The organism is Niveibacterium sp. COAC-50 (assembly GCF_013184235.1).
In the GTDB taxonomy this organism is placed as follows: domain Bacteria; phylum Pseudomonadota; class Gammaproteobacteria; order Burkholderiales; family Rhodocyclaceae; genus Niveibacterium; species Niveibacterium microcysteis.
On the sequence record NZ_JABCJM010000001.1, the window covers coordinates 1,521,982 to 1,542,702 of the forward strand.

The following is a 20,721-nucleotide window of genomic DNA, read 5'->3' on the forward strand; positions in this document are numbered from 1 at the left end:
CCCGCGTTCATGCGGGCCTTTTCTATTTACTCGCCGGGAGAATTACATCGACACCGAACATCAAGCGAAGCCAGCACGGCGCCCCCTTGTTGGAACGAGATTCGGTCGCTGCCGCCGCGCTCAGCGCGCGGCGAGATAGGCGCGCCAGCCGCCGTAACCGGTGATGTCTTCTGCCCCGTCCGCTGCGAACGCTTCACAGACAAAGCCTTGCACACTTGAACCATCTGCAAGCTTCACAACGCCAATACCAAGCGGTGCGGGGATCCCCGCGACGAAACTACCGAATTCGCGCGCAGGCATCTCCCAGACTTCCATCTGCACCGAGCCACCCCCCTCCCCGACTCGAATCATGCCGGGGCGAAACGGTGGCCCGCCGGGTAGCGCGACGAGGCGGTATTCCGGTGCCGACATCACGTCGGCCACAAGACGTGCGGCACGGCTCGTGAGTTGCGTGTTGAGTGGCAGGCCGCTCATGTGGGCGCCGCACACCGCAACACGCACTTGCCCGCTTGGGAGCAAGGGGTTTGCGAATGCACCGGGCATCGGCAGCCCGGTTGCACCAAGTTGCGCCCCCAGCGCGCGCTGCATCCGCGCCGCAAGGCGCAGCAGAGGCCCATCCTGGTGTGCACACGAAAACAGGGTGACGCCGAATGGCAGACCATCGGATTGAAAGCCCACGGGTACCGCGGTGGCCGCATAGTCCAGCAGGTTCATGAAATTGGTGTAGGTGCCGAGATTCGCGTTGAGCCGGATCGGATCCGCGAGCATCTCGGCGATCGTGTAGATCGTGCCCGCAGTTGGCGTAAGCACGCAATCGATGCGTTGCCAGATCGCATCGCACTGTCGCTTGGCGGCTTTCAATCGATAGCCGAAGGTGTAGGCGTCGGCTGCTGACCATCGACGGGCACCGCCGATAATCGCGCGGATCACCGGTAACGGGGCCGCTGGATTGGCGTCGAAGAATTCGCGAATTGCCGCATAGCGCTCCGCCACCCAAGGGCCGTCGTAGAGCAGCTTTGCCGTATCAAGAAAGGGCTGCAGATCAACTTCGACGACCTCGCCTCCGAGCGACTCGATCCGCGCGATCGCTTCACCGAACAAACGTTTCGCTTCGTCGTTGCCGAAGAAGGCCCGTTGTTCGACCGGCGGCACGCCAACCCGGAAACGGCTGGCGCTGCCGAAATCAAACCCGTGGCCTTCAAGCTTGCGGGCGAAACAGTCGTCGGCATCGAAAGCCGCGGCCACGCTGGTCACCGCCTCGGCATCGTCGGCGGTCAGCGCGAAGACCGACACGGTATCGAGCGAGCGGCACGCCGGCACAACGCCGGTTGTGGACAGCCAACCCAGGGTCGGTTTGTGCCCGACCAGATTGTTGAAGGCCGCGGGGACGCGACCGGAGCCCGCGGTGTCGGTGCCCAGCGCGAAGCTGACATAGCCCTTCGCCACCGCAACCGCTGAACCAGAACTTGAGCCACCCGAAATGTAGTCGGGGTTGAAGGCGTTGCGACACGCGCCCCAGGGCGATCGGGTGCCGTTAAGCCCGGTGGCAAACTGGTCAAGATTGGTCTTGCCGATCGGAATCGCGCCCGCTTCGATCAGACGCTGCACGACAAATGCGCTGGCCTGCGGCGTGTAGGCAAACTCGCGGCAGGCGGCGGTCGTCGGCACACCGGCCAGATCGATGTTGTCCTTGATCGCAAACGGGATGCCGTAGAGCGGCAGCGACGCGGGGTCGCGCCCGGCGAGCGCCTGCGCGTAGCGGCGGATGGCGTCATCCGAGAGCCGCGTGATCCACACGCAGTTCGGATCTTCTGCGGTGCGCCGAAGCACCTCGTCCACCACATCTAGCGGTGTCAGCCTGCCTCTGAGATAGGCCGTCTGGAGACTGGCGATATCCAGGCTCTGCGCGTGCAGCTCCGCTTCGGGTTTGCTCATGCGCGCCCCTTTGCGAGCAGCGTTTCTCGGGCACCAGTGAGCGCCGCGAGACTCGCAGTCCAGCCCACGATGCCGCCTTGCGCTCGCACCATATCAAGCGTCGCCTGCTTGAAGTGCGGGAAGTAGCTGGCGGTGGCCTCTTCGACCAACAGGCAGTTGTAGCCGCGGTCGTTCGCTTCACGCATCGTCGTCTGCACGCAGACCTCGGTGGTGACGCCGGCAAAGATCAGGGTATCGACGTTGCGGCGTGCGAGCCAGTCGCCCAGGTCGGTCGCATAGAACGCACCCTTGCCCGGCTTGCGCAACACACGCTCGCCCGCCAGGGGCGCCAGTTCGGGCACGAAGTCGCTACCGACTTCGCCGTCGATCAGGATGCGACCCATCGGCCCGGCATCGCCGATGCGCTTGCCGGGCGCACCGCGCTGCAGCTTGGCGGGCGGACAGTCAGACAGGTCCGGCGCATGTGCCTCCTTGGTATGCACGATGCTCATGCGCACACTGCGCGCCCAATCGAGCAACTGCCGCGCAGGGGCAATGCACCCCGCAAGCTGAGACACATCGTTGCCCAGTGCTTCGCCAAAACCACCCGGCAGCAGAAAGTCGCGCTGCATGTCGATCATGATCAGCGCGCTGCGCGTGGTCTCGAAGCCGAACGGCGCGGGTTGTGCGTCGATGAGCAGTTCCATAGCCCCTCCTAAGCGTGCGCCTCACCGGCCATGTAGCGCCCCAGTGTCGCGACATCGGCGCCGGCGCGCGGGCACTCGTACCCGACCTGCCCTGCGTGCATCACCAGCAGGCGGTCCGAAAGCTCCAGCAGTTCGTCCAGATCTTCGCTCACCAGCAGCACCGCGCAACCGGCATCGCGCGCCGCGCGCAGCCGGGCATGGATCGCCGCCACCGCGCGGAAGTCGAGCCCGAACACCGGATTCGCCACGATCAATACCCGCACCGGGCCTTGGGCGCCGGCGCTCAGCTCACGCGCCAGCACGGCGCGCTGCACATTGCCGCCGGAGAGCGAGGCAATCGGCGCGCCCGGCCCCGGCGTGCGCACACCGAAGTGTTCGATCATGCTGCGCGCCTGCTCGGCGAGCGCCTTGGGCCGCAGCCAGGGGCCGCGTGCGAGCGGCGCTTTGTCGAAACTGCGCAGTGCCATGTTGTCCGCTACACTCATCTCGCCCACGCAGGCATTGCGCAGGGGCTCTTCCGGCAGGCTGCGAACGCCCAGCGCCTGCATCTCGTGGCGCCGCTGGCGGTAGGGCTTGCCGTCGATCGTGACGCTGCCGCTGAGGTGCCGGCGTTGCCCGAGCAGGGCTTCCACCAATTCGCGCTGGCCGTTGCCGGAGACGCCCGCAACGCCGACGATCTCGCCCGCCCGAACGCTGAAGCTCGCCTTGTCCACCGCCGGCACGCCGCGATCACCAATCACGGTGAGCGCGCTGACCCGCAACACTTCGTCACCGGTCGTGTGGCTGGTCGCGGGCAACGACTCGGCTTCGGTCGACGCGTCGTCGGCGCCCATCATTGCGACGGCCAGGCGATGCGGGTCGGTTTCCGATACCTTTGCCCCGGCCACATGCTTGCCGCGCCGCAGCACCGTCACGGCGTCGGCAAAACGCATCACCTCGCGGAACTTGTGGGTGATCATCAGCACCGTCAGCTTGCCGGCCTGCGTACGTGTCTGCAGATAGCCCAGCAGCTCGTCGGCCTCTCCCGGTGTGAGCACGGAGGTCGGTTCGTCGAGGATGATGAAACGGCGCTTGAGGTAGAGCTGCTTGATGATCTCGACCTTCTGCTTCTCACCTGCCGCCAGTTCGCCGGCGAGTGCATCGAGCGGCACGCGGAAGGGCATCTCGGCGAGCATGGCTTCAAGCGCAGCGCGCTCGTGCTTCCAGTCCAGCAGTGCGGGGAGGCGCGGCTGCGCAAGCAACAGGTTTTCGGCCACCGAGAGATTCGGTGCCAGCGTGAAGTGCTGGAACACCATGCCGATGCCCAGCGCGGCCGCTTCGCGCGGGCTGCCGATGCTGCGCTCGCGGCGGTCGACACTGACGCTGCCGCTATCCGCCGGCTGATAGCCGATCAGGCATTTGACCAGGGTGCTCTTGCCGGCGCCGTTCTCGCCCAGCAGCGCGTGGAAGCTGCCCGCGGCGACATGGATCGACACATCGTCGAGCGCGACGAAGTCGCCAAAGCGTTTGGTGAGGTTGAGCACCTCGACTTCTGCCGCCTCGCCTTGCGGGGCTTCAACCCCCGGAACAACGATTGCCGATTCGAACATGGCGCGCGCCTCAGGCGTCCGGCCATGCGGCCAGCGCTGCGAGCACCGCGGCCGAATCCGCCACCGCCCCGAACACGCCGCCTTGCATCAGCACCATGTTGATCGCGGCAAGGTGATTGTTGTAATCGGTCGCGCCGCAACCATCGGTGACCAGCAGGCATTCGAAACCGCGATCGTTCGCTTCGCGCATCGTGGTGTGCACACACACATCAGTGGTGATGCCGGTGAGCACGATATTGCGGATACCGCGGGTATGCAGCACCAGCTCCAGATCGGTCGCGCAGAACGAGCCCTTGCCGGGCTTGTCGATGATCACTTCGCCCGGCAGCGGGTAGAGCTCGGGGATGATGTCCCAGCCCGGCTCGCCGCGTACCAGGATGCGGCCACAGGGCCCGGCGTCGCCAATCCCCGCGCCGATGCGCTGCGAGCGCCAGCGCTTGTTCGCAGGCAGATCCGACAGATCGGGGCGATGGCCCTCGCGGGTGTGGATCACGTGCGCACCGGCAGCACGGAACTTCGCCAGCAGCTTGCCGATGGGTTCGATCGGCGCGCGTGTCAGCGAGATGTCGTAGCCCATCGTGTCGACATAGCCGCCCTTGCCGCAGAAGTCGGTCTGCATGTCGATGATGACCAGCGCGGTGTTCGCGGGCGTCAGCGCACCATCGAACGGCCAGGGATAGGGCTTGGAATCCAGGGTCAGGCTCATGGTCGTGCCTCGGTCATCAGCGATTCAGGGAAAGCTCGCCCGGCGCACCCTTGAGGCTGGTATCGCGCGAACAGGTCAGCGCCATCAGCAGCAGGGTCAGCGCGTAGGGCGCAGCATTGAAGAGGTAGTAGCCGGACGAGATGCCGACGGACTGCAAGGCCGGCCCGATCGCCCCGGCGGCGCCGAACATCAACGCTGCCAGCACACAGCGGCGCGGCTGCCAGCGCGCGAAGATCACCAGCGCAACCGCCATGATCCCCTGCCCGTTCGAAAGCCCCTCGTTCCAGCTGCCGGGGTAGAACAGCGAGAGGAAGGCACCGCCCACGCCCGCCAGCGCGCCGCCGATCACCGTGGCCGCCACGCGGGTCGGGATCACCGCGGCGCCGGCCGCGCGTGCGGCGGCCTCGCTATCGCCAACCAGGCGCAGCGTCAGGCCGAGTCGGGTATTCGAGAACGCCCAGTGCAGGGCAAACGCCAGCACCAGACCCGCGATGAAGAGCGGGTTGATGTCGAGCGCCGAACGCAGCGCGGGCGAATCGCTCCACGCCCCGAGGTGAAACGCGGTGAGCGTGGGCGCCTGCGGCTGTATGTAGGCCTTGCCCCAGTAAAAGGCCAAGCCGGTGCCAAGCAGCATCAGGGCAATGCCGAGCGCGATGTCGTTCACCCGCCGTAAACTCGCGAGCAGGCCGTGCAACAGGCCGAACACGGCGCCGGCACCGGCCGCGGCGAGCACCCCGAGCCACGGCTGGCCGCTATGCAGCGAGGCGGCGTACGCACTCATCGCCCCCATCACCAGCGTGCCTTCGAGGCCCAGGTTGATGCGCCCCGCCTTCTCGGTGATCGTTTCGCCCAGGCTCACGAACAGGAAGGGCGTGCTGACGCGAATCGCGCCACCCAGCATGGCCAGCAGCACCGCAGTGATCGCATCGACGTGCATTGGGGCCTCCTCAAACGCTGACGTCAGTCTTGGCCGCCAGAGCTGGCGTTGGCGAATGCCGCGGCGTTGCCAGCTGCGGCAGCCGCCACGCATGGCCGCGCAGGGTTTCGATCGCGATCAGCACGACGAACAAGATGCCCTGCAGCACCAGCACGGTGGCGTCCGGCATGTCCAGCCGGCGCTGCAGCAAGCTGCCGGCGGCGCCAATGCCCCCGATGAGGATCGCGGCGGGGACCACGGCCAGCGGGTTCTGCCGTGCGATGAATGCGATCAGGATGCCCGCATGGCCGTAGCCGACCAGCACCGACGCGTTGCATGCGCCATGCACCGCCGCGACTTCGATCATGCCGGCAAGCCCGGCCATGGCGCCGCCAGCAGCGCACAGCCCGATCACCCAAGGCGTGACGGCAAGCCCCGCCATTGCCGCGGCGCGCGGGTTGCCACCCACCACGCGCACAGCAAAGCCCCACACGGTGAAGCGCAGGAAGACCCAGGCCAGCAGTGCACACACGACACCGACCGCAAGCCCCACATGGACATCGAGCCCCGGCAGTGCGCCCAGCATCGCTTCCGGCGCCAAGGGATAGGTCGAGGGCTTGTTGAGACTGGCGGGATCGCGCAGCGGACCCTCGACAAAATGATTCATCAAGGCCACTGCGATATACGACAGCAGCAGGCTGGAGATGGTCTCATTGACGCCCCGCCACTGACGCAGCGCACCCGCAAAGCCAATCAGCACCCCACCGGCAAGCATGCCGGCCAAGGCCATGGCCAGCCACAGCAGCAGGTTCGGGCTGCCCGCCAGGGGCACGGCCACCGCCGCGGCGCCCAGCGCACCAAAGGCCAGCGCCCCTTCGCCGCCGATGATCACCAGGCCTGCGCGTGCTGGCAGCGCAACCGCAAGGCCGGTGAGAATCAGCGGTGCCGCGCGCAGCAGGGTGTTCTGCCAGCCGAATGCATCGCCAAACGCACCGGCGAAAATGGTTTCGAGTACCTCCAGTGGCGCCTGCCCTTCCAGCGCCACAAACAGCGAGAACAACATCAACGCGATCGCCAGCGCTGCAACCGGCAGCAGCGCATCGATCAACGGACGTGGGCGGGCAGGCGCGACGCTCATCTGCGTGGCCTCAGACCGAACCGATCACGCCTTCGACGAGGTAGTTCATGCCTTCAAGCTCGATCGCCTGCTGCGCGAAGCTCTTGCCTGCGGCGATCACTTCCTTGCCGGTGTTGTCCTTCAGCGGGCCCTTGAAGATCACGAATTCACCCTTGAGCATCTTCGCCTTCACCTCGTCGGCGGCCTTTCGTGCCTTGTCGCCCACCGCGGCACCGTAGGGCGACATCTTCACGAAGCCCTCTTTCAGACCGCCGCGCACGAAGTTCGGAAAGGGTTTGCCTTCCTGCAGCGCCTTCACGAAGGTGGTGTTGGGGGTCACCCAGTCCCATTCCGCGCCGGTGAGGTAGCCCTTCGGGGCCAGCTTGGCCTGGCTGGCGTGGTAGCCACAGCTGAAGGCGCCACGGCGCTCCGCGGTTTCGACCACGACCTTGGGGCCATCCACATGGCAGGTCAGCACGTCGCAGCCCTGGTCCAGCAGGCTGTTGGCCGCTTCCGCCTCCTTCACCGGCATCGCCCAGTCACCGGTGAAGATCACGCGGGTCGTTGCGTTCGGGTTCACCGAGCGCGCGCCCAGGGTGAAGGCGTTGATGTTGCGCAGCACCTGCGGAATCGGCTTGGCGGCGACGAAGCCGAACTTGCCCGTCTTGCTGGTGAGTCCGGCGACGATGCCGCTCAGGTATTCACATTCATCGATGTAGCCGAAGTAGCTCGCGACGTTCTTAGGGTGCTTGCCCTCCGACCACAGGCCACCACAGTGCGCGATGTGCGCGTTGGGGTACTTCTGCGCCACTTTCAGGACGTGCGGATCGAAGTAGCCAAACGAGGTGGCGAATACCACCGCAGCCTTGTCCTGCACGATCATCGCTTCCATCGACTTCTGCACCGCAACGGTTTCCGGCACTTTCTCTTCTTCGATGACCTTCACGCCGGGCAGCTTCTTCAATGCCGCAGCGGCCTGCGCGTGTGCCTGGTTGTAACCGAAGTCGTCACGCGCACCGACATAGATGAACCCGACCGTGATGCCGCCCGCCGCCAGCGCGTCGCGCACCGACGCGGGCAGCAGCCCCAGCGCAGGCGCCGCCGCCGCGGCCTTGATGAAATTGCGACGCGAAAAGCTGGAACGATCCTGCATGGCGTTTCTCCCTGATCGATGTCATTGGCCGGAGGGCGTATCACTTACGGCGCAGTTCTTGTACGCCGTCTTGTATGCAAGATACGCAAAGCGCGTGCCAGTCTTGCCATCGAAACCACCGCGATGTGCCTGCCAAGGCTGGAGGGCGCGCGGGCAGTACGCAGAAGGCTGAGCGGGCATCACGGGTCGTACGGGATGCGCCTGCGGCGCAATCAGGAGCACGTTGGAACCGCCCGATTTGCGAGCCGCCTTGGTGCGACGCGCACCGTTGGCGTGCTCCATCGCGCAGGAGATCGAGGCGTGACGACGACGAAGGTGTCCGGCGCGGGAGGCCGCACTCAAGTACCGCAAAAGCAGGCAGCGCGACGGCCGCCTTGCCACGTTTCGCGCACAAGGCGACTCCGCCAACGCGAAGAACGGACTTGGTGGCGGAAGCGTCGCGCTTGAGCTGCGCCTACCGAAGCAGCCGACCTGCTTAACCGCGCCCTGTCCGGCGCGCTTCGTAGAGCTTATGCAGCGTGATCTTGCGCACCTCTGCGCGGCTCGCCTCGATGTGGGCCGCAAGTAATGAGGTCGCCCGCTCGCTGCTGCGCCGCCGGATGGCGCGCAGGATCGCGGCGTGTTCCGCGTAGGTGGTCTCGATGCGCTCGCGCTGCGTGAAATCGAGGCGCCGCACGATCCTGATGCGCTCGGTCACGTCGGCATGCACCCGCGCCATCTCGGGATTGCCAGCGGCCTCGACCAGTGCCATGTGGAAGGCTTCGTCCTGCAGCGCCACGCTGCGCCCGTCGTTGTCGCGCTCCGACTCATCAAGCAGCCAATAAGCTTCCAGACGGGTCAAAGCCGAGAGGGATTCCTTGCGATCGCACAAGCGGCGCACCGATTCCAGTTCGATCAACTGACGCAGGTCGTAGAGGTTCTCGAAGCGATCGAAATCGTAGGGGTTCACGCTCCAGCCATTGCGGAAATGAACGCTGAGGAAGCCCTCGCGCTGCAACTGGTACAGCGCCTCACGCACCGGTGTGCGCGATACGCCGAGTCGTTCGGCAAGCTCCGTCTCGGTAAAGCGGTCGCCGGGAAGCAGCCGAAATTCAGCAATGTCGTCCTTGATCGCGGCATAAACCGCCTGGGCTCGGGTCGCCGGCTGTTCCGCAGCACGGGCGCTGGCAACGCTGCGGCGCCCCCTTTTCGACGGCAGCTTGGGCTGCGAGGTATGACGCGCTGTCATGCTTGCGACTCGTTCTTCAGGCTTACATGCGCAGCAACGATGCGCCAGCCACCATGCTCCGGGAGATCCGATCTCACCCAGGTCTGGCTCTGTCGCCCACCGCCTTCCCGATCGGTATAGCGGAACACCAGGTTCACGGTACCCAGATCCGTGCCGTACGTGCTGACCTCGCAACGCACGATCCGCCTTGGCGGGCTCTGCAGCGGCAAACTGGCGCGGAAGGCGACCACTGCGTCGTAGCCGTACTGCTCGTCTGCCAAACCGAAGCGCAGTGTGTTTTCCCCCGGCATGAAGAAACGATCCAACGCAAGGCGATCGTTACCCACCAGGGCCACCTCATAGCGTTCGGCAATCGCCGTCAGCTCATTGCAGATGGCAGGAATATTGATCTGATCCGCAGGAATCGGCATCACTCACCTTGCGTGCAGTTTTGTGTACAAGATAAGAATAACGCAGGTTCCGAGCCACCGCGTCTGGCGCGCGATTGCGCGTTTCGGGATAGCGCCGCGCGCCAACACGCTGCTCGCGGATACCTGCGCCCGCGACCGTCGGCTCACGCGCGTCAGTCCTCGCCTAGCTGCGCATCCATGCACCATACGCCAGCGAAGGGACACCGCCAAAGGCACCACCTCGGTGCCGTGAGGCCAGACGTTTGCCTCATCAATGCATGGGAGATGGCCACCACGTCCGTGGAACGAGACTTGCATAGCTTGCTGCGTTGCAACGTACAAACGGAAAGAACATGGCCAACAACTCCTGGGACACGATGGACGTCCACCTGCTGCGCGTGCTCCACGCAGTGCTGGCCGAATGCAGCGTCACCAAGGCGGCGCTGCGCCTGAATCAGTCGCAACCAGCGGTGAGCACCGCGCTTCGTCGGCTGCGCGATATCACCGGCGACCAACTCCTGGTGCGCTCACGCAACGGCATGACTCCGACCGAACGCGGCGCCGCGCTGCTTGAGCCCGTCAAGCTGGCGCTGGCGCAGATCGAAGCAATCGCAGTACGCCAGGTGCGTTTCGATCCGGCAAAGTCGCGCCGCGTCTTTAACATCGCCACGCCGGATTACCTCAACGCTGTGGTGTTGGGCGAAATCGTCGCGCGACTGCGCAAGTTCGCGCCGCATTCTCAGGTGGTGTTCCACTCGCTCGGGCCCGACAGTGACTTCACACAGGCCCTCGAATCCGGCGAACTCGATGTCGTGATCGGCAACTGGCCACAACCGCCCGAGTTGCTGCGTATGACCCCGCTATTCGAGGATGATCTGGTGTGCGTGATGCGCAAGGATCACCCACTCGCCAATCGCCCACTCACCACCGAACGGTATCTTGAGGCCGACCACCTGGCGCCGACACCCTATTCCGTTGGTCGCCGCGGCGTGATTGACATGCATCTTGCGCGCGAGCGGATCAAACGCAATGTCGTGGCGTATGTCCCCTACTTCGGCTTGGTGCCCTACCTGCTCTTGCAGACCGACATGATCTTCACCGGCCCGCGCGTGTTCGCCGAGCACTTCGCGAAGCTGATGCCGCTGGCAGTAACCGAGGTGCCGATCGATTTTCCGAAGATGGCCTTCTATCTTCTGTGGCACGACCGCACGCACCTTGCAGACGAATGTCGCTGGTTCCGGGAGCAGATCGTCAACGTCGCGCGCAAACCGCAGGAGCACATGCTGACGGTAGCCGCCTAGCAGAACCGGGGCATGCCTGGCGTGCCCCCACCACTCACGGATGCCGCGCCCTGCCTCCACAGCAACGGCGTTAAGTAAGTCGCTTCAGATCACGCGATCAGCGAGGCGCAAGGCGGCGATCCTTGCGATCTGTGTCAGCGCTTCATCGAACTCGGCTTCCGGTGTATTGCCCAGACGCGCCGCGAAACGCTCGATGATCCCGGCACGGTCATAGCCACGAACGGCGAGGATGAACGGGAAGCCAAACTTAGCGATGTAGCGCGTGTTGAGTTGTTGCAGGCGCTCGAATTCTTCGGCGCTGCAGGTATCGAGCCCTGCCCCCGCCTGTTCTCCACGCGACTCCACCGTCAGCTCACCGCGAACCGCGGCGCGCCCGGCAAGTTCCGGATGCGCGCGAATCAAGGCCAGTTGCAGTGCTTCCGGTGCGCTTCGCATTGCAGTGACTAGAGCATCGAGCAAGTCATTGCGATCGGCAAACGGGCGTGCAGACCAAGCAGCATCCGCCACCCAAGGCGAGTGTTCAAAGATGCCGTCGAGGGCTGCAACAAACGCCTCGCGCTCCAGGGCGGACAGGGCGGCAACGGAAACAGGTGTGCAGGGCATTGAGATGTCTTCAGGCATCGGTTGGGGCACAGGCCCGATGGAATCAGACTAGGGAGCCGCAACATCCGCCGCAAGGCGCCAAATCGAATAGCGATATTCGCCAATTGCGGATGACAGGCGGCGGAGCCCGATCGTGCGAGGCGTTTCACCCGTAGGCCGGCGCTCATTCGAACTTGTGGATAGCGGGTATCCACCGATCAGGCGAGCCCCCTTCCTACAATCCCGCCATGTGCCGACTTCCCGCCGGCCTCCCCCAGATCGGAATCAAGATGGGACGACTGACAACCCATGTACTCGACACCGCCCACGGCTGCCCGGCCGCCGGCATGCACTACGCCCTCTTTGCCGCTGACGGCACGACACCGCTTGTGCAAGGGGTGACGAATGCCGATGGGCGCTGCGACGCGCCGCTGCTCGAGGGCGAGTCGCTCGTAGCCGGCCGCTATGAGCTGCGTTTCGAGGTCGCGGCGTACTTCCGTGCCGCGGGCGTGCAGCTCCCCGAACCGCCATTCCTCAGTGAAGTCAGCATCGCGTTTGGCGTGGCCGACACCGCAGCCCACTACCATGTGCCGCTGCTGGTTTCGCCCTGGGCCTACAGCACCTACCGGGGTAGCTGAGCATGGATCACGCATACATCATCGAAATCGCCAGCATGTTGCTCCGCTGGCTGCACCTGATCGTCGGCATCGCCTGGATCGGCTCATCGTTCTACTTCGTCTGGCTCGACAACTCGATCAAGCCGCCGACCGACCCGAAGCTCAAGGAGGCCGGCGTCGGCGGCGAGCTGTGGGCGATGCATGCCGGGGGCTTCTACAACCCGCAGAAGTACCTGGTCGCGCCCAAGGAGTTGCCGAAGGAACTGCACTTCTTTTTCTGGCCGTCGTACTCGACCTGGATCACCGGCTTTCTGTTGATCTCGGTGCTCTACTACTTTCAGGCAGCGACTTGGATGGTCGACCCGGCGGTTGCGCATATCAGCGCGACGCAGTCGGTACTGATCGGCCTTGGCACGTTGGCCGGGGGCTGGATCGTATACGACCTGCTCTCGCGCCTGCTGATCGAACGCAGTCAGCTCGTGTTCGCGGCGATCTACACGCTCTTCGTCGCTGCAGTGGCCTGGGCGCTGACGCACCTGCTGGCAGGTCGCGCCGCATATATCCACGTCGGCGCGATGATCGCCACGACGATGAGTGGCAACGTGTTCTTCATCATCATCCCGAACCAGCGCAAGCTCGTCGCGGCGATGAAGCGTGGCGAAGCGCCCGACCCCACGCTGGGGAAGAAGGCCAAGCAGCGTAGCGTGCACAACAACTACCTGACGCTACCGGTACTGTTCGCGATGATCAGCAACCACTACGCCTTCACCTACAGCCATCCACAGGGCTGGCTGGTGCTGGTGCTGATCATGCTGGGCGCGGCACTGATCCGCCACTTCTTCAACCTCAAGCACAAGGGCGAATGGCGTTGGGAATACCCGGTCGCCGGTGGCGCGATCCTGCTCGCCGTGCTCTGGTGGACAGCGCCGGCGCCGGTCGTGCGCGACGTGTCAAAGCCGGTGCCAACGCTCGCGCAAGTCATGCCTGTGATTCAGGCCCGCTGTACCGCCTGCCATGCTGAGAAGGCGACGATGATGCCGTCCGCCCCCGGTGGCGTGATGTTCGATACCGAAGCGCGCGTCCGTCAGCACGCGCAACGGATCTTCGCGCGCGCCACGCAGACGAAAGACATGCCGCTGGGTAATATCACCGGCATCACCGATGACGAGCGCGCGCTTATCGCCGCCTGGTATCTCGGCGGCACACGCTAGGGTAGGTGCAGCGATGACACACCCGACCTACCCTCGCGACCTGATCGGCTACGGCCGCACGCCACCGCATGCGCACTGGCCCGGCGACGCGAAGATCGCGGTGCAGTTCGTGCTCAACTACGAAGAAGGCGGCGAGAACTGCGTGCTCCATGGCGATGCCGGCAGTGAGCAGTTTCTCTCGGAACTGTTCAACCCTGCGAGCTACCCGGACCGCCACCTTTCGATGGAGTCGGTCTACGAATACGGCTCACGCGTCGGCGTGTGGCGCATACTGCGCGAGTTCGAACGCCGCGGCCTGCCCCTCACGGTATTCGGCGTGTCAATGGCCCTGGAGCGCCACCCGGAACTCACTGCCACCTTCAAGGAGTTGGGCCACGAGATCGCTTGCCACGGCTGGCGATGGATTCACTACCAGACGCTGGACGCAGCCACCGAACGCGAACACATGCGCATCGGCATGGAGATCATTGAGCGCCTCACCGGTGAGCGCGCGCTGGGCTGGTACACCGGCCGCGACAGCCCCAACACCCGGCGCCTCGTCGCCGACTACGGCGGCTTCCTCTACGACAGCGACTACTACGGCGACGATCTGCCTTTCTGGACGCGAGTAACCAGGAGCGACGGCACGACTGCCCCGCAGCTCATCGTGCCCTACACGCTGGACACCAACGACATGCGCTTCTCGCTGCCACAGGGATTCAGCCAGGGCGATGACTTCTTCACCTACCTGCGCGACGCCTTTGATGTGCTCTACGCCGAAGGTGAGGAAGCACCGAAGATGTTGAGCGTCGGCATGCACTGCCGCCTGCTCGGCCGCCCCGGCCGCATGCGCGCGCTGCAACGATTCCTCGACCACATCGAGGCGCATGATCGCGTTTGGGTTTGCCGCCGGGTCGACATTGCACGGCACTGGCATCGTACGCATCCATTCAACACCCACGAGCACGCCGAACAGGAAGCCTGATCATGGCCGTCGTCACGCTGGACCCGGACGCCCCGGACTTTACCCGCCACTTCACCAACCTCGCCGATCCGCGCCTGGGTGCCGAGGCCATCGCTTGCAGCGACGATTTCTTCGCCGCCATGGCGCGCATGCTCGCGCCGGACGAACCAGTCTTCGTTCCGGGCAAGTACGACACACACGGCAAGTGGATGGACGGTTGGGAATCGCGCCGCAAGCGCGGGCCCGGCAACGACTGGTGCGTGGTGCGATTGGCGCGCGCGGCAACGATCGTTGGCGTCGACATCGATACCCGTCACTTCACCGGCAACTACCCACCGGGCGCCTCCCTCGAGGCGTGCCATTGCACGCACGGCGACCCGGACGCCGACACGCTTTGGACTCCGCTTCTTCCCACCGTTGCACTGCAAGGCAACGCTCACCATTACCACTCCATCGCGAGCGACGCGGTGTGGACGCACGTTCGCCTCTCGATCTATCCGGACGGTGGCATTGCACGCCTGCGTGTGTATGGACGCCCCGCTGCAAATCCGATAGCGGGCGCCGAGCTCGACCTCGCGGCAGCCATCAATGGCGCCCACGTTGTCGCCACCAACAATGAACACTTCGGTCGAGCAGCGACAATTCTGTTGCCGGGGCGTGGCGTCAACATGGGCGACGGTTGGGAAACGCGGCGGCGCCGCGAACCCGGCAACGACTGGTGCGTCATCGCACTGGCCGCACCTGGCATCATCCACCGCGTGGAGGTCGACACCGCGCACTTCAAGGGCAACTACCCGGACGCGTGTTCACTTCAAGCCGCCCACATGCCCGGCGGCACGCCACAATCCTTGGTCACGCAAAGTATGTTCTGGCCCGAACTGCTGGCACCGCAAAAGCTGCAGATGGACGCAGTTCAGAGCTTTGAAGAACTCACCAAGCTCGGCGTCGTAACGCACGTGCGCTTCAACATCTTCCCGGATGGCGGGGTCAGTCGATTGCGTCTGTTTGGCAAGGTGGCCTCGGCGTGAAGGTGCTGCCGGTAGAAGAACTCACCCGTGAAGCCTTCGCGCCTTTCGGGGATGTGATCGAGGCAAGTGACTCAGCTCACCACTTCGCCATCAACGGCGGCAACACCGAGCGCTATCACGATCTTGCTCGGCTGGAGCCGGGCGAAGGCGGCCGCATCATCGTCAGTATCTTCCGCGCCCAGCCGCGCCCCCTCCCGTTCGCGGTCACACTGCTCGAACGCCATCCACTCGGCTCGCAGGCCTTCGTACCGCTCAGTCTGCGCAACTATCTTGTCGTCGTCGCGCTGGAGCCTACGCCGTCGGCGCTACGCTGCTTCCTTGCGCACGGCGCCCAAGGCGTCAATTACGCACCGGCCACTTGGCACCACCCCCTGCTTGCACTGGACGAGATCAGCGACTTCCTGGTGCTCGATCGCAGCGGCACGGGAAGCAACTGCGACGAAATCACCCTGACCGAACAAGCCCTTGTCGCACCATTCCGCGGGACATGCCAGCCTTCATAGGGGACGCAACACACATCGATTTAGAGCACGTTCGATACTTGCCCCACGCAGCTCAGCGATGCGCGTTGCGATAAAGCACCTTGTCAATTGGCTGCGACGCAAACAGGTCACCGCGATGGACTGTGCGCTGACCGCTATCTAACATCGGCGCCATAGCGATCCGACTAGTGCCAAGCGCCCGCAGCGCAGCGCTTGCGGTCCTTGGCGTGCCAAGAATGAGCGACATTCCATCGGCTATTTATGGTCTCTCAAGATCGCGCAATCGCGCTGATCGCTCATCTCGACACCCGTCATTCCGCGCACCGAGGTGGTTGATCCATATAGCCGACACGACGCGTCGGTCTGGCGCCCGGAGTCGTCCTGCGCGATTGTGCACTGAGCCTTATCGCTTCCGAGCCATAACGAGCAGTTACGATTGCTTTGACTCGTTCGGTCGGGGGTTACGCGCGATCGTCCGCGTGCGCCACGGCCTGCGTTCCACTCGCTCTGGTACGCAGAGATCGCGGCGGACAATTTCACGCGACTCCAAGGACCTGCCCCGCGCACTAACACACGAGAATCGATCGAATCTGCCATCAGCCCAAGCTCAATGAACAAGCAGCCTTCGCATCCAGTCGAGCAATGCGTTGGGCAAACGGTCCGCGTCTTGTAACAGCGCATATTGATGCGGACCGAAGATGTGCGGCAGATAGGCAGCCGCGTGACGGTCCACCGTCAAACAGAACGCGGATTGTCCGGCGCGCCGGATTTCCTGCACTGCCTGGCGCATGTCTTCAACCCCGTAACGCCCTTCGTAGTCATCGCAATCGTTCGGCTTACCGTCCGACAACAACACGAGCAGCTGATGACGCGCCGGCTGTTGCGCCAGCAGGCGGCTGGCGTGCCGTAGCGCGGCGCCAGCCCGTGTGTAGTGCTCAGGCTCAAGCCCTGCGATGCGCCGGGCGACCGGATCGCCATGGCGTTCGTCAAACCGCTTAACGGTGCGCACCGTGACTTGCTGCGGACCATGCCCGGAGAACGCGAGGATCGCATACGGGTCACCGCTCCCGTCCAACGCCACTGACAGCACGAGCAGCGCTTCGCGTTCGACGTCGACGATGCGCCGCTGGCCTGCGACCCAGCTATCGGTCGACCCACTGACATCGACGAGCACCAGCACCGCGCAATCACGCTGGGCGATACGGCTAGTGCGATAAAAGGCCTGCGCCACGCCAACACCTGCGCGCCGATCGGCATAGGCCTCGATGCAGGCGTCGAGGTCGGGCTCGTCGCCATCCGCTTGCTTGCGCAACACGACGCGCGCCGCCCGCAGCATTTCGAAGCGCTGGCGCACCGCTGCAAGCAAGGTGGCCTGCGCCTTCAGGCAACGGGCTACCCATTCGGCGGACCCTGCTTGCGCCTCAGACTCCCAGACCGTAGCGCCAGGGTCCCGATAGGCCTGGAAGCGGTAGTCCCACTCCGGGTATCGGATGCCGCCGCCCGCTGCAAAGGCTTGTGGCGGACCGGCGTATGCGGTCGGGGTCGGCGCATCGTCAGACAGCAGCACCTCATTGGAACGTTGTGCGCTGCGCACCAGGCGGGCCTGTTCCAGTTCGGACACCGAATCGGCATGCCCCTCGGCGGCGGAGTAGTCGGTATCGCGATCGCCGGGGCGCTGCAGTCCCATCGGGTCTTCAGCGTGCTCTTGCGGCTGCGAGGTCTGGATCATCCATGCGCCGGGTTTCGAATCCTCTTCTTCCGGCTGCGCTGCAAGGACGGTCGGCCGCCTGGCTAGGCGCGCGCTGCGCACCGGAGCACCGCCCTCCTCTTCCTTTGGCGCGGCCTTACCGGGCACATCCGAACTGCCCGGCTCATCGAGCGGCCAATCGCCGGTCCACCAGTCTTTGAGCAACGCGGCTGGATCATCGTCGGGCCACTCGGCCGCCAGCTGCCCCGAAGCGAGCGCGAGGGTTTCAACGGACACCGCAGCAGGCGGCCGTTCCAGCGGAGCCATCAGGCGGTCGCGCAGCCAGCGCTCCAACGAGGCTCGTGCGGTAGGGAAGCGCTCCAGCGACGGCCGCCTTCGCAGCACCTCGGCACGCAACTGCGCCAGCGCGCGTTGCAGCCCAGGGAGCTTGATTATCAGCGCTGCATCCGCCAGTTCAGCCTCGAGCACCAGTGCGAAATCGCGTGCCAGCCCTCCCGCGGGCATTCCATCTGCCCATTCCCTGCGCAGCAGCACGCGCTGCGCTTGTTGCAGCGCCATCGCCCGATACAGTACCGGCGCATCGGCGCTGCTCACCCCTGCCAGCGTGCGTGGCAACCAGATGGCATGTGCATCGGCGGAGGGCACCGTGTCTAGCTGATACGGCCCCTTCTCACGCGAGAAGAGACGCTTGAGTGCCGAAGCGGGGATCGGCGCGCGCGCTACGCGCAGCGGCCACGCGCGCCCATGAATGGCGGATAGTAGAAGATCAAGCCGCGGTGCGAGCTCGAGTAGCGTGGCCGCGTGCTCGGTGCCAGTTACAGCGGCTCGGCGCCGCTTCAGTAGCGCCTGGGCATAGACCGTCGCATGCCGGGCTGCATCGACGATAACGTCTTCGGCTTCGGCCACGGGCTTTACAAGAAGCTGGCGTCGACCAGATCCCGCATCGCACCGAGCAGCGCGGGGTCGTCCGACAGCGGGCCGACCAGCGCGGCCATGCAGGCTTCGGGCAGCGCAATGCCGGCCCGGGCGAGGCGCGCCGCGGCGACCAAAAGTCGGGTGCTGGGCACCTCGGTGAGCCCCCGGTCGCCCAGCGCCCGCAGGCGTTGCGCCAGCGCGACCAGCGCCACGGCGTCGGCGTGGCTGACGCCGCCCTCGCGGATCACGATGCGGGCCTCGAGCTCCGGCGCAGAAAAATCGAACTCGAGCGCGACAAAGCGCTGCCGAGTGCTGGGCTTCAAGTCCTTGAGCATCCGCTGGTAGCCCGGGTTGTACGAGATCACCAGCATGAAGCCGGGGGGCGCGTGCAGAATTTCGCCAGTCTTGTCGATCGGCAGGCTGCGCCGGTGATCGGTCAGCGAGTGCAGCACCACAACGGTGTCCTGGCGCGCTTCGACGACTTCATCCAGATAGCAGATCGCGCCAGCGCGGACGGCGCGGCTCAGGGGACCGTCGTGCCACACGGTGCCTTCATGGTGGATGAGGTAACGCCCAATAAGGTCGCTCGCCGACAGATCATCGTGGCAGGCCACGGTCATCAAAGGCCGGCCCAAGCGCCACGCCATATGCTCGACAAAGCGTGTCTTGCCGCAACCGGTCGGGCCCTTGAGCATCACCGCCAGCTGTTCGGCATGGCAACGCTCGAACACCTCGACCTCTCGCGCGACAGGCAGGTAGAACGGCTCGTCTGCCTGGCCCGTCTCACGCGCGGTTTCAGCCATTGCAGGGTGCCGTCATGCCGGCTTGGGCGAATGCCGCCCGCTGGCGACCGGCGCGCGTGACGCCGGGTCGGACTCGTCTGCGCCGATGAAATCGAAGCTCGGACGGAAACGGAAGAAGTCCCAGATGAAGAGCGCCACGCCGGTCGAGAACACGCTCGCGGTGGCCAGCAGCATCAGGAAGTGCACCTGGATCTTGAGCTGCGCATCGAGATAACCCATGCCGAGGATGCGCTCCAGGTAGACCTGCCCGATGCCCGCCGTTGCGAACGACAAAGTCATACCGAACATGCCGGCGATCTGCAGCCAGAACGCCCAATATCCAACCGCAGTACCTTCTTCACGGCGCCCCGGGGTCAATGCGGGCAGCGCGTAGGTAATCATGGCCATCACGATCATCGCGTAGGCGCCATAGAACGCGGCGTGGCCGTGCATGGCGGTGATCAAGGTACCGTGCGTCCATTTATTGACGCCGGGCCAGGTATGGGCCAACCCCAGCAAGCCGGCACCGAACAAGGTGAACACCGCGCTGCCGATCGTCCAGTGGAGCGCCAAGGTATTCGGATGTGCAAGCCCGGAGCGCCGCATCGCGGTGTAGGCGTACATCGCCATGCCGATCAGGGCTAGCGGTTCGAGCGCGCTGAACAGGCCGCCGATCGGGAGCCAGTACGACGGCACACCGACCCAGTAGTAGTGGTGGGCGGTCCCCATGATGCCGGCGATGAAGACCAGCCCGACGATCACGTAAAGCCACTTCTCCATCACCTCGCGGTCAGCACCCGAGAGGCGGATCAGCAGATAGGCCAGAAAGCCGCCCTGGATCATCTCCCACACGCCCTCCACCCACAGGTGGATGGTCCACCAACGGTAGTAAATGGAGATAACGTAGTTGTTGAAGCTCAACAGCGAAGGCAGGTACAGCACCGCCGCCAGCGCGAGCCCCAGCAGCAGGACACCCTCACTGGTGGTCAGCCGGCTGGCCTTTCGGATCGTCATCAGGATGTTGTAGAGGAACATCAGCATGACCAGGACAATGATCAGTTTCGACACCAGGGGCTGTTCCAGCAGCTTGTTGCCGGTGCCATAGCGGAACAGGTATCCGACGATGGTGCCAACGCCCATGGCGGACCACAGGCCCAGTTGCCAGTAGGCCAGCTTCACGCTGTAAAGCTCCGTGCGTGATTCGTCGGGCACCATCCAGTAGGTTGCACCCATGAAACCGGTCAGCACCCACACCACCAGCAGGTTGGTGTGGATCATCTTGGTCACATCAAAAGGCAGGATGTACAGCAGGGGGTCCGGCCCCAGGTACTTGGCAGCGGATAGCACGCCAAACACGAGTTGCAGGCCAAACAGGGCCATTGCGACCGCGAAGTACCAGTAGGCGACCGATTGGGAACGGTATCTCATCGAGT

The 20,721-nt window shown here is 64.8% G+C and carries 19 protein-coding genes; 6 read left to right on the top strand and 13 right to left on the bottom strand.

Going from position 1 to position 20,721, the window contains the following annotated elements:
* Window positions 1-120 precede the first annotated feature (120 nt).
* From atzF to HH302_RS06785, 9 genes are all read right to left on the bottom strand, one after another.
* On the bottom strand, window positions 121-1,935 hold the full coding sequence (gene atzF, locus HH302_RS06745; RefSeq protein WP_172200075.1) for an allophanate hydrolase: 1,815 nt from the start codon (window positions 1,933-1,935) through the stop codon (window positions 121-123).
* Window positions 1,932-2,621, bottom strand: a complete 690-nt coding sequence (locus HH302_RS06750) for a cysteine hydrolase family protein (RefSeq protein ID WP_172200078.1) — start codon at window positions 2,619-2,621, stop codon at window positions 1,932-1,934. The genes atzF and HH302_RS06750 overlap by 4 nt, the downstream gene beginning before the upstream one ends.
* A gap of 8 nt (window positions 2,622-2,629) precedes the next feature.
* A complete protein-coding gene (locus tag HH302_RS06755; RefSeq protein WP_172200081.1) occupies window positions 2,630-4,210 on the bottom strand; it encodes an ABC transporter ATP-binding protein in 1,581 nt (526 codons plus the stop codon).
* Between the two features lie 10 nt (window positions 4,211-4,220).
* A complete protein-coding gene (locus tag HH302_RS06760; protein ID WP_172200084.1) occupies window positions 4,221-4,916 on the bottom strand; it encodes a cysteine hydrolase family protein in 696 nt (231 codons plus the stop codon).
* 16 nt (window positions 4,917-4,932) lie between these two features.
* On the bottom strand, window positions 4,933-5,853 hold the full coding sequence (locus tag HH302_RS06765; RefSeq protein ID WP_172200087.1) for an ABC transporter permease: 921 nt from the start codon (window positions 5,851-5,853) through the stop codon (window positions 4,933-4,935).
* 10 nt (window positions 5,854-5,863) lie between these two features.
* Entirely contained in the window at window positions 5,864-6,970 is a 1,107-nt protein-coding gene (locus tag HH302_RS06770; protein WP_172200091.1) for an ABC transporter permease, read from the bottom strand.
* A 10-nt stretch (window positions 6,971-6,980) separates the two neighbouring features.
* A complete protein-coding gene (locus HH302_RS06775) occupies window positions 6,981-8,102 on the bottom strand; it encodes a BMP family ABC transporter substrate-binding protein (protein WP_172200094.1) in 1,122 nt (373 codons plus the stop codon).
* Between the two features lie 475 nt (window positions 8,103-8,577).
* Entirely contained in the window at window positions 8,578-9,330 is a 753-nt protein-coding gene (locus tag HH302_RS06780) for a GntR family transcriptional regulator (protein ID WP_172200097.1), read from the bottom strand.
* Window positions 9,327-9,740, bottom strand: a complete 414-nt coding sequence (locus tag HH302_RS06785) for an AtzH-like domain-containing protein (RefSeq protein ID WP_172200100.1) — start codon at window positions 9,738-9,740, stop codon at window positions 9,327-9,329. The genes HH302_RS06780 and HH302_RS06785 overlap by 4 nt, the downstream gene beginning before the upstream one ends.
* Before the next feature lie 332 nt (window positions 9,741-10,072).
* Here HH302_RS06785 and HH302_RS06790 point away from each other — a divergent pair, with 332 nt between their 5' ends.
* On the top strand, window positions 10,073-11,020 hold the full coding sequence (locus HH302_RS06790) for a LysR substrate-binding domain-containing protein (RefSeq protein WP_172200103.1): 948 nt from the start codon (window positions 10,073-10,075) through the stop codon (window positions 11,018-11,020).
* Between the two features lie 84 nt (window positions 11,021-11,104).
* On the opposite strand, the gene uraD is transcribed toward HH302_RS06790, so the two are convergent.
* On the bottom strand, window positions 11,105-11,623 hold the full coding sequence (uraD, locus tag HH302_RS06795; protein ID WP_172200106.1) for a 2-oxo-4-hydroxy-4-carboxy-5-ureidoimidazoline decarboxylase: 519 nt from the start codon (window positions 11,621-11,623) through the stop codon (window positions 11,105-11,107).
* A gap of 269 nt (window positions 11,624-11,892) precedes the next feature.
* On the opposite strand from uraD, the gene uraH reads away from it, so the two are divergent.
* The 5 genes from uraH to HH302_RS06820 are packed head-to-tail and all read left to right on the top strand — an operon-like array spanning window position 11,893 to window position 15,904.
* Entirely contained in the window at window positions 11,893-12,240 is a 348-nt protein-coding gene (uraH, locus tag HH302_RS06800) for a hydroxyisourate hydrolase (RefSeq protein ID WP_172200124.1), read from the top strand.
* Window positions 12,241-12,242: 2 nt separating this feature from the next.
* Window positions 12,243-13,430 (top strand): urate hydroxylase PuuD, encoded by a 1,188-nt coding sequence (locus HH302_RS06805; protein WP_172200127.1) that lies wholly within the window; start codon window positions 12,243-12,245, stop codon window positions 13,428-13,430.
* Between the two features lie 13 nt (window positions 13,431-13,443).
* On the top strand, window positions 13,444-14,394 hold the full coding sequence (gene puuE, locus HH302_RS06810) for an allantoinase PuuE (protein ID WP_172200130.1): 951 nt from the start codon (window positions 13,444-13,446) through the stop codon (window positions 14,392-14,394).
* 2 nt (window positions 14,395-14,396) lie between these two features.
* Window positions 14,397-15,401 carry an allantoicase gene (alc, locus tag HH302_RS06815; RefSeq protein WP_172200133.1) on the top strand — a complete coding sequence of 335 codons (1,005 nt, stop codon included), beginning with the start codon at window positions 14,397-14,399 and terminating at the stop codon, window positions 15,399-15,401.
* Entirely contained in the window at window positions 15,398-15,904 is a 507-nt protein-coding gene (locus HH302_RS06820) for an ureidoglycolate lyase (RefSeq protein ID WP_172200136.1), read from the top strand. The genes alc and HH302_RS06820 overlap by 4 nt, the downstream gene beginning before the upstream one ends.
* A gap of 586 nt (window positions 15,905-16,490) precedes the next feature.
* Here the strand turns inward: HH302_RS06820 and HH302_RS22720 are convergent.
* From HH302_RS22720 to HH302_RS06835, 3 genes are read right to left on the bottom strand one after another with little or no spacing between them, the layout of a single operon-like run.
* Window positions 16,491-18,497 (bottom strand): VWA domain-containing protein, encoded by a 2,007-nt coding sequence (locus HH302_RS22720; RefSeq protein WP_172200139.1) that lies wholly within the window; start codon window positions 18,495-18,497, stop codon window positions 16,491-16,493.
* A 5-nt stretch (window positions 18,498-18,502) separates the two neighbouring features.
* The gene (locus HH302_RS06830; RefSeq protein ID WP_172200142.1) at window positions 18,503-19,309 is read right to left on the bottom strand and encodes an AAA family ATPase; all 807 of its coding nucleotides are present in this window, start codon (window positions 19,307-19,309) and stop codon (window positions 18,503-18,505) included.
* 12 nt (window positions 19,310-19,321) lie between these two features.
* The gene (locus tag HH302_RS06835; protein WP_172200145.1) at window positions 19,322-20,716 is read right to left on the bottom strand and encodes a cbb3-type cytochrome c oxidase subunit I; all 1,395 of its coding nucleotides are present in this window, start codon (window positions 20,714-20,716) and stop codon (window positions 19,322-19,324) included.
* Window positions 20,717-20,721 lie beyond the last annotated feature (5 nt).